Here is a 15,003-nt window from a genome sequence, read left to right as displayed (position 1 = left end):
AAGCGTGGCTCTCGTTAGGTTTGCTAATGGCATGGTGAAGCCTCAATCTGTCGTTTGAGGAAGCCGGACTGCCTATGTCGATCAGGACGCGACCAGCTGTTCTGGCGCATTGGGAAAGTCAGGCATGCCATGATCCTGCTCGATCGGACACATAAAGACGTCAAACGGGACGACGCCAAACCGGTTTCGGTGCCAGAGCCCTCGGCAGCGCGACTGGACCAACTTATTGCAGAGCTTGAGGCCCGTCTTGCTGATATTGACCGTCAGGGACCGACAACGCTCGCCAGTTCCCTATCCGCCGAAGACATGGTGTTGACCGATGTGATTGCTCGGCTTGGCCTCTCGATCGACATTTTCACATTGGAGACCGGCCGCCTTCATCCTGACACTTTGACCATGATAGCTCGGACCGAGACGCGCTACGGGCTGAAGTTGCGTGTGTTTGAGCCAGAGGCAGAGGCTGTGGCCGATTATATCGGCGCGTTCGGCAAGAATGGTTTCTATGAAAGCCTTGAGGCGCGCCAGGCCTGTTGTCGGGTTCGCAAGTCCCAACCCCTGGGCCGTGCGCTTGCGGGCTATCACGCGTGGATAACCGGGCAGCGCCGGGATCAGGCGCTGACACGCGAGCGGCTGGAGCAGCGCGAAGGGGACACAGCCCACGGGCTGATCAAGTTCAATCCGCTGGCGGACTGGCAGTGGGATGATGTGCTGGCCTATGCCGACCGCTTTGATGTGCCGCTCAACCCGTTGCATGCGCGCGGCTATGTGTCGATCGGATGTGACCCGTGCACCCGCGCGATACGCCCCGGCGAACATGCCCGCGATGGGCGTTGGTGGTGGGAAACCGCCGATACCAAAGAATGTGGCCTGCACACCCCCATTTCAGACAACAGCCCCGTCTCCGCCGTGTAACCAAGTGCCCCAAGCAAGTACCTAACCAAGTGCCGCCGCCCAACCAACTGGACCCAAAACAATGACCTTTTTTAGCCGCCTTCTGCATCTCGACCGGCTTGAATCTGAAGCCATTTATATTCTGCGGGAAGCAGCCGCCCAAAGCCGCAATCCAGCCTTGCTGTTTTCAGGCGGTAAGGACAGCGCCGTCTTGCTCCATTTGGCACTCAAGGCCTTTCGGCCTGAAAAATTGCCATTCCCACTGCTGCATGTGGATACAGGGCACAATTTTGAGGGGGTTACCGACTTCCGGGATGCGACTGCGCGCCGTCTGGAAGAGCGTCTGATTGTCGCTCATGTGGAAGACTCAATCCAGCGCGGCAGTGTGCGCTTGGCTTCCCCGCTGGCCAGCCGCAACGCTGCCCAAGCCGTGACATTGCTGGAAGCCATCGAAACCCATGGCTTTGATCTTCTGCTTGGCGGTGCCCGGCGCGATGAGGACAAAGCCCGCGCCAAGGAGCGCGTATTCAGCCATCGTGATGCGTTTGGGGCTTGGAACCCCAAATCGCAGCGGCCTGAACTCTGGGACCTTTACAATGGCCGATTGCATGCAGGCGAGAATTTCCGCGTCTTTCCGCTGTCTAATTGGACCGAGCTTGACATCTGGACCTATATCGAGCGCGAGAAAATCGCCTTGCCCGATCTCTATTTCGCCCACATGCGCCGGGTCGTCCGCGATGGCGATTTGTGGCGCCCTGTCACCCCAGTCACCCCAGAAGCTGAGGGTGAACATGTCGAAGAGCGTATGGTGCGCTTTCGCACTGTCGGCGACATGACCTGCACCTGCCCCATCGAAAGCCAGGCCACAAGCGTTGCAGACATTATTGCGGAAACCCGGCAGAGCACCTTGTCCGAACGCGGGGCAACCCGGCTTGATGATAAGGTCAATGAAGCCGCCATGGAGCGCCGCAAAAAAGAAGGCTATTTCTGATGACCCAGGCCCATAATCGCCTCGTGCGCATCGTGACCGCCGGCAGCGTTGATGACGGCAAGTCTACTCTGATCGGGCGCATCCTGCATGATTCCAAAGCCCTGATGAGTGATCAGGTTAATGCCCTTGCCAATGCCCGGTTCAGCCGGGCGGAGGCAGGAGACCTTGATTTGTCCTTTGTGACCGACGGGCTTGAGAGCGAACGCGAACAGGGCATCACCATTGATGTGGCCTATCGCTATTTTGCCACGCCTGAGACCTCCTTCATCGTAATCGATGCCCCAGGCCATGAGCAATATACCCGCAACATGGTGACCGGGGCCAGCAATGCCGATGTGGCCATTGTTCTGGTTGATGTTTCACGGCTTAATCGGGGCCATTTGAAAGTCCAGACCCGCAGACATGCCACCATCGCCCATCTTCTGGGTCTGAAAGTGGTGTTCGCCGTCAACAAAATGGATTTGGTGAACTGGTCCCAAAGCGCCTTTGGCGACGCCGCAGAAAGCCTGAAGCGGCTCAGCCGCAGCCTTGGCATCGCTGATCCTGCCATTGTGCCAATCAATGCGCGGTCGGGGGATAATGTTGTCCACCGCGAGCAGACAGCGGCCTGGTATCAGGGTCCCAGCCTGATCCAGATCTTGCAGCAACACGGCGGGGGGACCGATCTCAGTGACCTGCCCTTGCGCTTCCCAATCCAGCGTGTCGTGCGGGTTGATGGCCATACGCACAGCGCCCGGCGCGGATATGCCGGACGGATCGAGACCGGACGTGTCAGAATTGGCGATGAGGTCACCATTGGCCCTCACAAGGTCAAGGCGCACATTTCAGGCATTGAAACCTATGATCAGAGCCTGCTTGAGGCTGAAGCGGGCCTGTCGGTCACGCTCTATCTCGATGAGGAGGTTGATGCCGCCCGGGGTGATGTGTTGAGCGACGGGGCGGCTGTCTATGTCAACCGGCTCGTGGCCGATCTGTGCTGGCTGGATGACCAAGCCTGGAGCCCTGGCCGTCGCTATGTGCTGCAGCAAGGCACGGCCAGCCCCTCAGCCCGCATCAATTCCATCCTGCATGTGCGCGACATGGTTGATCTGACCGAAGTGCGTGGCGGCGAAGGGCTTAAACTCAATGATATTGCCTTGGTCGAAATCCAGACCCAGAATCCGATCCTTGGCGATCTGTTCGCTGCTAATCCCAAGACCGGGGCGTTCATACTGGTGGACCCAACCACCAACCAGACCGCTGCTGCAGGGATGATCCGCAGCACCGAGGCCTTCAATCAACCATCATTTGAGCCAGTCGGGTAAGCCTCGATCAATCAGTTTGGTTTAAAGTAGAGGCGTGTTCTGGTGACTGCTCTGGGGGCAGGATGGATAGGTTTCTTATCACGGCATGTTTGGTCCTGATCGGATTGCTCGGTCCAATATCGATGACGGCTCGAGCCCAGCCTCAAGCAGCCCCAGTGGTTGCAGCCATTCCAGACGCTGAAATCCCGATCCGACGGAAACTATTCGACACCATCAAAGCATCTGTCGACGCTCGCGATTTTGACACGCTGAGCGCGATGGAAGAACGTTTCCGCCTAACTCGCTCACGCACGCCAAGCGGCGTATGGGAATTGGATCTCTTTTATCAGGCACTCGATGGCTATTTGTCCGAAGGTCTGCGCGCTGGCCAGAATTGCAAAGCGGAAAAAGCTAACTTTGTGGACCAGTGGCAAACCGAACATCCAAACAACCCTGCACCAGTGATCGTACAAGCAAAGTTACTGGAGTGGACAGCCTGGTGTTACCGTGACGCGAGTTCTCTCAATGTGGACTGGGACCACTTCTATAAAACCCTGACACGCGCAAGCACTTTACTTGAAAGACACAAAGCGATGGCCTCACGTGATCCTGAATATTATGCTGTGGCCGCGAGTATTTATCGCGGGCTGGGCGTTACAGGTGAGGCCTATCAAGCGTTTCTGGACGAGGCAACAGAACGCGAACCGGCCTATTTGCGCACATATTCCAGTGCTTTTTGGTCCTTCATGCCTCAATGGGGGGGAAGTGCCGAAGAGATGGAATCTTTCGCCCGCTATGCGATGGACAAGGCACGCGCCACCGAGGGGACTGGTATGTATGTCCGACTTCTCTGGCAGATGGATTCTTGCGACTGTCAACTCATTCAGCAGGTTTCGCGATGGTCGGTGCTGCGCCAGTCAATGCTGGATGTCTATTCGCGTTTTCCTGTTGAACGTAACCGGCGGTTTTTCGAGCGGGCCTCTTGCCAGAAGAGGCAATTGGAGGAAGCTCGCCACTATGTAGGCTTGGCACATCCGGAAAATGACTGGCTCCAAAACACGCTTTTGACCAGCGATATATGTGAGCAGGTTTGGAAGGAAGAGCGGGAATGAGCCAGCCGATGCAAGATTATGTATTCGAACAGCGCGGTCGTCGCCCGGCGGTATATCTCGCCACGGTCATAAGCCTAATCATGATTGGCGTGGGACTCGCTCACAATGCGCCATGGTATTTCCTCGTACCAGTTGGATCGGCAGGACTGATGACCCTAATCATGCTGATCACAAATAGTCGCAGCGGTCTAGCACTCAGCCAATCGAGCCTGCATCTATTCAAGGACAATTGGGAGGAGCGATTTGGTCTGAGCGAGATTACCCAGGTGCGTGTTAAGAGCTTCTCTGACGGTCAGCCTAGCCTATGGCTCGATCTGAAGCATCGACCCTCCTACCGCATTCCCGGCTATTGCTTCGGCTCATCCAAAGCATTCATCGAAGCGCTAAAGGCACGCGGCATCCCAGTCCACTAAGCAGATGGGAAAATTGCGGCCTTGACGGTTATTGCCCGTTTGTTCCGGCAGGGACGCGGTCCCTAAATCGGGGGAATATCACCGGCTCATCACCCGGGCACCATGTGGGATAACGGGTCATCACATGGCCAAACAAATCAGACCCGATCAATTCAGATAGCCAACGGTGCAAATGCGGTAAGTCCTGAGCTGCAAACCAGGCCGGATCAACCGCCGCAAACTGCCGCACGAAGGGAAAAATCGCTACATCAACCAATGAAATGCGGTTGCCCAAAACATAGGAATTGCATGCCAGCTTGGTCCCAAGGTCGGATAGGAAAACTAGGCCTTCCGAACGGCCAATTTCAGCGGTGAGGCCAAAGCGCGCGGGATATTTGTACCGGTCTAGGCTTTGCTTAAATGGGCCATCTGTTTGGGCGATTAGATTCCGCCCGTCCCCATTCCAGCCAGCTTGCCAGTTCCCCGGATCGTAGCATTCCAGGGCAAAGCGCATGATGCTAAGGCTTTGATCGATTACACGGCCGTCGGTGAGAACAAGTACAGGCACGGTTGCTTTCGGGGAAGCTTCGATTAGGTGTGCCGGTTTGGCCTTCAGAGCCACTTCGCGCAATTCGAAATCAACACCAGCATATGCAAGTGCCATCCGAGCCCGTATGGCGTAAGGGCAGCGACGAAAGCTGTAGAGGATTGGATAAAGGCTCATGACCGATTTAAGCCTTCCAGCCGATTATAGCCCTTGTCGTTGCGATGCGTCCAACACTGGCCAACACAGCTTCATGCAGAGGATTGATTTCAGCTGAACTGACAGCAGGGTTATAGTAGGCGGCAACGATCAAGGGGCGGTGGCTTGGTGGCCATATAATAGCAACATCATTGTAAAAATCTTGTCCATTCGTACCAACAACGGTGCCCGTTTTGTCTCCAGCCCGCCAGCCAGATGGCAAACCAGCTCGGATGCGTCGAAGGCCGGTTGTGGTTTCAACCAACCATCCGGTAAGGCTGCGCTTAGCCAAGTCTGACAAATAATCACCGATCAAATAGCGCGCAACGAGTCGCGCCATCGCCGCGGGCGATGTGGTATCAAACTGGGAGCCTGGTTCCACGAGATTTAGCATAGGCTCATATCGATCCAGTCGGGTCACGCGATCTCCAGCCTCTCGAAAGCGGCGGGTCACAGCTTGAGGGCCACCAAGGAGGCGGATTAATAGATTGGCAGCAGGATTATCGCTGGTAACCTGCGTTGCTCGTGCTAGGTCAATCAGCCTCATCCCACCTTCAGCAAGGTGCGCTTGCGTGACCGGCGCATGTGGCACCATGTCAGATTGATTATAGGAAACAAATTGATCCCTTTGCAGTAGGCCAAGATCAATATCGCGCAGCACTTCCGCAGCAAGGATAAGTTTGAAAGTTGAACACAACGCAAAGCGCTCATTTTGGCGATGTCCAACGAGTTCACCGTTCGATGTATCCAGAATAGAGACTCCTAGGCGACCCCCAGCCTCAGCTTCGAGAGCCTTAAGCGACTTGGCCGCTGTCTGCATAGTCGAGCCCGCAAACTGACTTGTACCAGCCAAAAGCAATCCCAACGCAGCACGCCGATCTGGAAAGGGGAATAGAGGCATGTGGAACCCTGTGAATTTGCCCCGATCAGGCCAGTTTCTGGTATCCAGCCAGAATGATTTGCACGTGGAAGTCAATCAAGGCGGGAACATCGTCCCAAGGAAACTCACCACGCGCCAGTAAGAGAGCACATAATCCATGCATACTCGCCCACAAACTCTGTGCCAGATGATCGGGAGAGCCGGAGCGCAGGTGGCCTTCCGCCTGCAGGCGGGCCACTTCGTCCCGAAAGCCGTCAAAGGCGGCCATGCCAGGCTTGATATCTGGGTTGAATATCTCTTCATCATGGGCTGGGCCTTCCAGCATGAAGGCGATTCTATAAGCCACCCCTTGATCCAGTGCGAAGCCAATATAACCTCGAACAAGAGCCTCCAGCCGCGCCGGAGCCGGAATCTCAGCTGATCTGATCTGACAAATTAACTGCTCAAGCTGGGCAAAAGCTCTCGCCGAAAGAGCATTCGCCAATGCCTCTTTGGTGGGAAAATGGGCGTACAGGCTGGGCTGAGAGATACCAACAGCGTTGGCAATCATCCGAGTGGAAGTCCCAGCAATGCCAAAAGACAAGAATAAACGGGCGGCATGGTTGAGAATGTCCTCGCGCCGATCCGCGCCTTTGAGGCGCTGGGCCGCAGGTGGTCGCCGATGGGCCGCGGATAAGGACCTCAAAATACCAGTAGCGGTCTTCTTGTCGATTTTTTTTCCGATGTTCGACACTTTTGCTCTTGACCTCTATGAAAATAGCGTCATCCTATCACTGATAGGTTAAACGTCCAACCAAAAAGTCTTCTCCCCGAAATGGACCCTTATGAAGAGCCTACCTTGTCCACCCAAACAGCCCCTGGAAAGGGGCGCCCAGCGGCGCGGCCAGATCTTGGCCGCGTTCATTATTGTCTCCTTTATCGCAGCAGGATGCAGCGATGGGAGAAAGTCCGGACAGGCCGAACCAGTCCTTGTCGAAATCAAACGCGCTGAAGCTGTTGCATCACAGGATGAAATTCTCGCCACGGGTTCCTTCCGGCGCGAGAAAGAAGTTGATTTATCGTTCCGAATTGGTGGGGTATTGCGGGAAATCAATTATCGTGAAGGCCAGCTAATCGAAAAGGGCAGTGTGGTCGCCAGCATTGATCCAACACAAGTAGAAGCTCAAATCGTTCAAGCACAGGCCCAAGCCATGCAAGCCAGTGCCGGAATCGGACAAGCGGTAGAGCAGGCGCGAGCCGCCACATCTTCCATTGCATCTGCACGCGCGGGCCAAGCTCAAGCTGAAGCTAATGCCGGCCGTGCTGCAGCAGCATTGGCTCAGGCCCGAGCAGATCTTGCCAATGCACAACGCGATTATGAACGCGATGCAGCTCTCGCCCAGAAAGGTTATGTTTCAGAGGCTCGCCTCGATACGCGCAAGACAAGGATGGATGTGGCGGAGGCCAGCTTGCGTTCAGCGGAAGCTGGACTTAATGCAGCAAGGCAAGCTGCGCTAGCCGCCAATGCGGGAATCAACCAAGCTGAAGCTGGCGCTGGAGCCGCCCAAGCCGGTGTACAAGCTGCCTCCGGTCGCGCGCGCGCCGCCCAGGCTGTGGTCGCGGCAGCAGCATTCGACCGTCGGTGGGCCCGACTCATCTCGCCAATTCGGGGGATCGTGCTGACACGATCGGCCGAGCCCGGCGAAATTGCTGCACCTGGCCAGTCTATTCTAGTTGTGGCAGACGAGGAATCGCCACTGATCCTTCGCACACCTGTTTCGGACAAGGATGTGGCGCGAATACAAGTGGGCGACGGTGCCGATGTTTATGTGTCGGCGATTGGCCGCAATCTCAAGGGTGTTGTGACCCGTGTGGCTCAACGTGCTGATCCACGAACAGGCGCATTTGACATCGATATTGCAGTAGACAATGCCGGTGAGATCAAAACGGGCTTCTTCGCTGATGCCCGTATTCGTTCCAAAACAGCATCCAGCCAACAAGCAAGAACCAATGAGGTTCTGGTACCGACTGAAGCCCTAATTGGGGTGAATGGTAACAAGGCTACCTTGTTCGTACTCAATAGCGACCAAAAGACTGTCCGCCTCGCCACAGTTGACTTCATTCGGCTACAAGGCAACCAGGCGCTGGTGCGGGGCATACCGATTGGAACCGGCGTTGTGACCTCGGGCGGTGCCTATGTAGCAAACAAAGCCCTCGTAAAGGTCGTTGAGGCGCGGCCGTGATCACGCAACTTAACCCCGCCCGCTTTACCGTCCAGCGCTGGCAGTTCACGCTTCTGGCCTTTGCCCTTTTGGCCCTCTTGGGCCTCAACGCTTTCTCCTCAATCCCAAGATCTGAGGACCCCCACTTTCCCATCCCCATCGTAATTACCAATGTGGTACTACCTGGCGCAGACGCCAAGGATGTTGAAGAATTACTCGTCAAACCGATTGAAGATGTCGTTGACGGTCTTGATGATGTGAAGGAAGTACGCAGCTTCGCTGCGGACGGAGTTGCCACCATCATTGCTGAGTTCGAGTGGAGTACGAATCCCGAACGCAAATATGATGAAGTCATCCGCGAGGTAAATGCGATCCGCAACAGCCTGCCGGCCGGGATTGTGCGGCTTGATGTCCGCCGGGCACGAACGACAGAGACCAATATCCTGCAGGTCGCGTTGGTATCCGACCTCGTCCCCTGGAAACGGATGGAAACTATCGCTGATGATCTGCGCGAAGAACTTGACCGCTCGCCCGGTGTCCGCAAGGCAGAATACTGGGGCGCACCACGATCCGAAGCGCGTGTATCGATTGATGCTGGCCGTCTGGCCGCTATGCAATTGTCGCCCACCCAAGTTGCGGACGCGCTGCGCAACGCCGGAGTCGATACACCCATCGGTGCCATCCATGCTGGAGAACGGCGGTTTAATGTCAAAACCAAAGGCGCTTACAAGAGCCTAGATCAGATCCGCGATGTCCCTGTTTTCGCCACAGGCAATCGCGTGGTACGCGTTCGCGATGTTGCCGATGTAAACTGGGACACAGCGGAAGCGAGCCATCTGACCTATCTGAATGGCAAACGCGCCATGTTCATCACCGTCAAACAACGCGATAATGTTGATGTGAAACGGGTGCGCGACGGATTGGAGTCCCGACTTGATAGCTTTGAGAAGCGCTTGCCAGCTGGGATTAAGCTTGAGCGGGCATTTGATCAATCAACCAATGTCAACCATCGCCTCGGCAAGCTTTATCGGGATTTCGGCATTGCTTTAGGGCTGGTGCTGATTACCCTTTTGCCTCTGGGAGTGCGCGCTGGCTTTGTCGTCATGCTGTCGATCCCCATGTCCTTGCTTATCGGGGTTTTTTGGCTTCAGACTGCGGGCTTCACCTTGAACCAGCTTTCCATTGCTGGCTTTGTCTTGTCCCTTGGTCTGCTGGTGGATGACTCCATCGTGGTAACTGAAAACATTGCCCGACGGATCCGAGAGGGTGAGGATCGAGTAACGGCGGCGATCAATGGGACCGGCCAAATCGCAGTTGCGGTTCTAGGTTGCACAGCCACGTTGATGTTGGCCTTCCTCCCGCTCCTCTTCCTTCCTGAAGGCTCTGGCCAGTTCATCAAATCGCTGCCCGTGACAGTCTTATTGACCATTGCCGCTTCACTATTTGTCTCATTGACCGTCATCCCTTTTCTTGCAAGTCGGCTGCTGAACAAACATGAAGACCCCGAAGGCAATCCGCTTCTACGGCGTATCAACCGAGGTATTCATGAGTTCTATACGCCTATTTTACATCGAGCACTTGCAAAGCCTTGGGCGGCATTAGCGATCGTATTTGCTATCTGCTTTACCTTTATCCCAATCTTAGGCGTAATCGGACAGAGCCTTTTTCCACCCGCTGGTATCCCCCAATTTCTGGTTCGGATCGAGACACCTGAAGGCACATCTTTAGCCACAACCAACAAGGCAATGGACTTTGTCGAATCTCGTTTGGAAGCGCGCAAGAAGGCGGGGGAAGTAGATTGGTATATGTCCAATCTCGGCCGCGGCAATCCACAAATCTTCTACAACATCTTCCAGCGCGAATATGCTACCAATTACGCTGAAGTCTTTGTCCAAAAGAATTATTGGAAAGGCAAGGAAAGCGAACGCTGGATCGAGGCTCTACGCAATGACCTAAAGGGCTATCCAGGGGCACGGTTCACCGTCGAAGTGTTCGTCAATGGCCCACCTGTTGAGGCCCCAATTGCAGTGCGCATTTTCGGCGAGGATATCAGCGAATTACAACACATCTCACGTCAAGTGATGACATTGATGGAAGCCACACCTGGTGTACGTGATGTGGTCAATCCCTTGAGGTTAGATCGAATTGATGTCGATCTTGGCATAAATGCGCAAGAGGCGGCCCTTCTAGGCATCCCAGCGGGGCTTGAACGCCGGGTGGCCCGTCTAGCTTTGGCAGGAGAAACCGCAGGAACCTTTCGGGACGAACGGGGCGACGATTTCCCCGTTGTTGTGCGCTTGCCCACGGCAGGACGCAATGTTTTGGCAGACCTTGACCGGATCTATGTGCCAACCAATGCGGGCGGTTCTGCGCCTTTATCTTCATTTGCCGATCCCAAATTGGTGGCCACGCCAGCGGCAATCAATCGGGTCAACCGCGAACGCGTGGTTACCCTCACAGGCCAGACTTCTGATGGCTATCTGACCGCGTCGGTCACGGATACGCTACTCACGCGCATCAATCAGGATATCAAACTGCCACCTGGCTTCCGAATTGAGCTTGGCGGACAAGCGGCTGCCCAATCAGAAAGTTTTTCAGGTCTAGGTGCAGCTTTCATGATCGCGCTCTTTGGCATTTTGGCGGTACTTGTGCTGGAATTCGGCAAATTCAAGACAGCGCTGGTTGTGGCGGGCATTATCCCGCTGGGCATGTTTGGCGCGATTGCCGCCTTAGGGCTTACCGGAAATTCCCTGAGTTTTACCGCCACAATCGGCATCATAGCCCTAATTGGTATCGAGATCAAAAACTCAATCCTACTGGTCGACTTTACCGAGCAATTGCGTCGTGAAGGGGTTGAATTGATGGAGGCCATTGAGCGGGCGGGGGAGGTACGCTTCCTGCCCGTTCTATTGACCAGTGTCACCGCCATCGGCGGCCTGATACCCTTGGCGTTGGAACAATCGGGCCTATACTCGCCTATGGCGATTGCCATTATTGGTGGCTTGATCAGCTCAACCTTCCTTTCCCGGATCGCGACGCCTGTGATGTATTACCTCACTGCACGCAAGTCGGAAGCCCGAAGATTGGCAACTGAAGCTCTTTCTGGTTCATAAAGTGTCTGAAATCAGCCTACTTTAGCTGCCATAGCTGCGACCCTGCGGCATCGCGACAGGATCGAAACCAGCGTCAGCTTTGACGACAGCAAAAACCTCCCGTCGGAAACGTCGATCAACGCCGTCAATTTTAAATGAGCTGTAAAAAAGCCCATTCTTCCGCGTTACAGTTGAACAACCTTCTTTACCGACAAGCGGGGCCAATTCTTTGACCTGCTTGTTGTAGATTTGTTGATAATCTTTGGGGGAGATATTGCTGCCATCAATGCGTATCCGAATAGTGTTTGCAGGGTTGGGCGGCACAGTTGTGCAAATCTTTCCATCCTTCAAATAAACCTTTCCCACAATCTGGATATCGATTGGCCCGCGACGATCGAGCAGGATCGTGGCCTCTTCATGCCAGCTCCCATCAAAGTTCTTGCGATATTTGACCATTACCTCGCAAGTTTTGGCTTTCATATTTGGTGAAAAGCATAAGATGTGGCCTTGATCCACCAAATCCATGACCTCATTTCTTTGGACCGTTACCTCAGGAGCAGGGACAGGGGCGCCCGTAACAGCCGCTGACGCTGCAGATTTTTCCCCAGCAGAGGTCGTAGGTCGGGTGAGCAGACCCAACCCGGCACCCGCAACGACGATGAGACCAGCGACCAAAAGCACTGGACCTGAACCTCCAGAGCCGTTGTTTGTTGTTAGGTCCATCGCTGTCTCCCTGTAAGCGCTGTCCCTAGGCACAGCTATTCCCCTAGCAACACAATCTAATCGCGCTGTGTAAACTTCTGGTATCTATCATATAACGTTCAAGAGCTGATCGCTTATTGTACTTTTGCTTGCGAAGGTGAACCAAGTTCGCGCTGAACCCGATAGATCATACCTCCACTCTGCAAGGGAACAACTGGAACCAGCCAATCTGGGACTTTTCCCATCATGAGTCCGGCAATGAAGCTATCGGGATAATCGCGGGCGAAGTGGCGAAACTGGACATTGCGTGGACAAATGCTGAGATAGTCGAATGGCCGCTGGCTACGTCGGACAGCGGCTTCTTTCGGAGATGCCAAAAGCCAATGCATCACCCAGGCCAGATCATGGTTCAAGCGATGATAGCCAGAGTAAACCAAGGTGTGGTGGGTGGTATGCAAAAGATACTCTGACTGGCCCAAAGGAGCCAGAATTCGGCTGGGCGGCAAGGCTTGGACCACTTTCAACTGTTCGGGGCCGAAACAGTGAACGGCTTGAATGGGTAACCTTACCGATGAATCTTCAAATTCGGTCCAAGTTTCAGACTGGCTCTCTTGACTTGTATTCGTGATCAAAGGCTTGCCCACTGGCATGAAGACTATTGTGAATGCATAAATGGCAGCCGATGGCACCGTAAGAGCCCAAATTGAAGCTCGCTTAGGCCCAGGTTTCATCGTCCTTAACAAGGCCAAAATCGATGGCGCAAAAATGATGATAGCGCTGAGCGATAACATCGCTCCTGCACGAACATAGAGCGCGTTGCCAACAAGGCCGAAGCCCAGCACGGCCAAAGCAGGCAAAACCTCCTTTAGCTTGAGCCATTTGTAAACAACAAGATAAAATGCGAAACCAATCGCGAGGAGTCCGAAAAGTTGCGGCAGGATTGCCAGCGGATTTTGCGTTACCGCCATCCATGGACTTAAGTTTTCTTCCGCTTGCCCCATCCAGTAAGTTTGAAACAGTGGGTCGTAAAGTTGCGAGGGGTCGCGACATGCCGGAAAGAGCACCAACAGGCCGAATAAGATTGCTATCCCGACCAAAGCTGCAACAACCAGTCGTGCTAAGGGTCTTTTGAGATGGGCAACGAGGTCTGCCAGCGCCAACACATATAGACCCATTACAAAAAGGCCGCTGGCGAGGGGGAGTGTCCAACTATCGCACCACATGGTGTTGAGCGGGCGAGGCATAAAAATCACGAGGTTTATTGCAGTCAACCCGAGGGTTCCCCAACCAAGCCCGCGCAGAAAGCCACGCTCCGCAGAAGGGTCCAGGGTCCAAACCAGTACAAGGCCGAAAAGGCCGCCGATCACAAACGGCAAGCCATCAATACCGACAACCAAACCAAAATTCAGGCCAGCTGCGGCGATCAGGCCTGTGGCAAAGCTTCTTGGACCAAGGGTGGCACCGACAAAGGCAACCAGGCCAATCATCTGTAGGCTGTGATGATCGATTAGACCCGGCAGAAAATGAAAAATAACACTATCCATTTGGATAATCATGACACCCAAAATGCCAACCAAGGCCCAATCGCGGGGCGGGGCCCGAACTTCGGCCCAATCCGGCCATTTAATCAAGGCTGCCACACGACGCGCTGCCCAATAGAGCAGCAGGATGAGTGGCATGAAGACCAACGGTGGATAAGTGATCATCATCCAATGTTCGGCTTGGGCCGTGCCCATGAATGGTCCAAATAGAAGGATCAAGAATGCGGGCCCAAGATCAGCAAGTCGCGACCAATGCCAGGCAGTCCCTTCTCCAAAACCAAGCCGTGATTGGCGCATGTCATACCAGCCTTGGCCATTCAGCAGGTCGCGGACCTCCACCAAGCGCAAAACCGAGTCTGAATCATAGATGAGATCGCGTCGATAAACGTCTTGAAATAGCGGATAGCTCCAAAGGCCAACAATCAGCAGGCTCGCAAGGCAAAGCATGGCTAAAAATGGCCAGTCAATCCTCCCAGATGGACGCTGCGAGGGACGTTGTCGATCGCCCGCCATTGTCATCGTGGTGTTGCCCAAGGCTTCGACCAGCAAGTCGCTGTTGTTGTTTCAACCTGCACAGAACGCGAGCTAGGTGCACGTAACCACGATGGCACATGGCTTGTTCTGGTGAGATAGGTATCAAGCTCTGCGACACGGCCAGTTTGTTGATACCAAATCTGGGGTAAAGCACATTGTGGCTTGGGGGTAGGTGCGTAGCGGAAAGCACGTGCAACTTCAAACAGCCCAGTTACTGACGCACAACAGATGATGATAATAATCCCGAGCTTAAGGCCTCCTGATTTCAAGCGGGGATTATCGCAGAGGCCCATCGCAACCATCATTGCCAGTATAGCGAGTGCCGGGACTGAGGCGCGCATCTCGAAATCTGGTCCTGAACCAACTTGGCCGAAAGGGATCAAGAAAAGAAGACCAAAGGTCAGCACCAGAATATCGCCGCCAAGCTTGCCGCCTCCGCCTAAACGGATCATCACCCACAGCCAAGGCACGACTTCAAAAACCAGCAGGGCAAATGCACCCCATGGATTGAGGGAAGACAGGCCTTGCTGCAATGCCTGCGTACCGGCCGTCAGATAGCTAAGCGCTGGCAAAGCAATCACGAAGCCGAGCGAACCAATCAGCACATCAAGCGGCTTGATCTGACGTTGCACGAGAGCCTTT

At 54.6% G+C, this 15,003-nt stretch carries 13 protein-coding genes; 7 read left to right on the top strand and 6 right to left on the bottom strand.

Annotated features, from left to right (window positions below; all coding sequences use genetic code 11):
• The first annotated feature begins 129 nt into the window (after positions 1-129).
• The 5 genes from PbB2_RS13210 to PbB2_RS13190 all read left to right on the top strand — a co-directional run bounded on the left by PbB2_RS13210 (position 130) and on the right by PbB2_RS13190 (position 4,690).
• Positions 130-912 (top strand): phosphoadenylyl-sulfate reductase, encoded by a 783-nt coding sequence (locus tag PbB2_RS13210; RefSeq protein ID WP_108985809.1) that lies wholly within the window; start codon positions 130-132, stop codon positions 910-912.
• A 61-nt stretch (positions 913-973) separates the two neighbouring features.
• Positions 974-1,882 (top strand): sulfate adenylyltransferase subunit CysD, encoded by a 909-nt coding sequence (gene cysD, locus PbB2_RS13205; RefSeq protein WP_108985808.1) that lies wholly within the window; start codon positions 974-976, stop codon positions 1,880-1,882.
• Positions 1,882-3,186, top strand: coding sequence for a sulfate adenylyltransferase subunit 1 (locus tag PbB2_RS13200; protein ID WP_108985807.1), 1,305 nt, complete (start codon positions 1,882-1,884; stop codon positions 3,184-3,186). Before cysD ends, PbB2_RS13200 begins: the two co-directional genes overlap by 1 nt.
• A gap of 122 nt (positions 3,187-3,308) precedes the next feature.
• Positions 3,309-4,277, top strand: a complete 969-nt coding sequence (locus PbB2_RS13195) for a hypothetical protein (RefSeq protein ID WP_108985806.1) — start codon at positions 3,309-3,311, stop codon at positions 4,275-4,277.
• Positions 4,274-4,690 carry a hypothetical protein gene (locus PbB2_RS13190; protein WP_108985805.1) on the top strand — a complete coding sequence of 139 codons (417 nt, stop codon included), beginning with the start codon at positions 4,274-4,276 and terminating at the stop codon, positions 4,688-4,690. Before PbB2_RS13195 ends, PbB2_RS13190 begins: the two co-directional genes overlap by 4 nt.
• Positions 4,691-4,718: 28 nt before the next feature.
• Here PbB2_RS13190 and PbB2_RS13185 read toward each other — a convergent pair whose 3' ends face one another.
• The 3 genes from PbB2_RS13185 to PbB2_RS13175 are packed head-to-tail and all read right to left on the bottom strand — an operon-like array spanning position 4,719 to position 7,024.
• Complete coding sequence (locus PbB2_RS13185; RefSeq protein ID WP_108985804.1) at positions 4,719-5,393, bottom strand: glutathione S-transferase; 675 nt, start codon at positions 5,391-5,393, stop codon at positions 4,719-4,721.
• Positions 5,394-5,400: 7 nt separating this feature from the next.
• Entirely contained in the window at positions 5,401-6,312 is a 912-nt protein-coding gene (gene bla / locus PbB2_RS13180; RefSeq protein WP_108985803.1) for a class A beta-lactamase, read from the bottom strand.
• Between the two features lie 25 nt (positions 6,313-6,337).
• Positions 6,338-7,024 (bottom strand): TetR/AcrR family transcriptional regulator, encoded by a 687-nt coding sequence (locus PbB2_RS13175; protein ID WP_108985802.1) that lies wholly within the window; start codon positions 7,022-7,024, stop codon positions 6,338-6,340.
• 157 nt (positions 7,025-7,181) lie between these two features.
• Here PbB2_RS13175 and PbB2_RS13170 point away from each other — a divergent pair, with 157 nt between their 5' ends.
• Positions 7,182-8,513, top strand: coding sequence for an efflux RND transporter periplasmic adaptor subunit (locus PbB2_RS13170; RefSeq protein WP_192576338.1), 1,332 nt, complete (start codon positions 7,182-7,184; stop codon positions 8,511-8,513).
• Positions 8,510-11,605: an efflux RND transporter permease subunit gene (locus PbB2_RS13165; protein WP_238165019.1), complete on the top strand. Its 3,096-nt coding sequence runs from the start codon at positions 8,510-8,512 to the stop codon at positions 11,603-11,605. The genes PbB2_RS13170 and PbB2_RS13165 overlap by 4 nt, the downstream gene beginning before the upstream one ends.
• A 21-nt stretch (positions 11,606-11,626) precedes the next feature.
• Here the strand turns inward: PbB2_RS13165 and PbB2_RS13160 are convergent, their stop codons facing one another.
• The 3 genes from PbB2_RS13160 to PbB2_RS16115 all read right to left on the bottom strand — a co-directional run.
• Positions 11,627-12,307, bottom strand: coding sequence for a hypothetical protein (locus tag PbB2_RS13160; protein WP_133245807.1), 681 nt, complete (start codon positions 12,305-12,307; stop codon positions 11,627-11,629).
• A gap of 113 nt (positions 12,308-12,420) precedes the next feature.
• Positions 12,421-14,274, bottom strand: a complete 1,854-nt coding sequence (locus tag PbB2_RS13155) for a hypothetical protein (protein ID WP_108985799.1) — start codon at positions 14,272-14,274, stop codon at positions 12,421-12,423.
• 68 nt (positions 14,275-14,342) lie between these two features.
• Positions 14,343-15,003: hypothetical protein (locus PbB2_RS16115; protein ID WP_305790473.1), on the bottom strand; the 661-nt coding region annotated here is incomplete at its 5' end.

The organism is Candidatus Phycosocius bacilliformis, from assembly GCF_003112735.1.
Lineage (GTDB): Bacteria > Pseudomonadota > Alphaproteobacteria > Caulobacterales > Aquidulcibacteraceae > Aquidulcibacter > Aquidulcibacter bacilliformis.
Note: the sequence above shows the minus strand (reverse complement) of the source record. Positions and strands in the feature narration are given on the sequence as shown.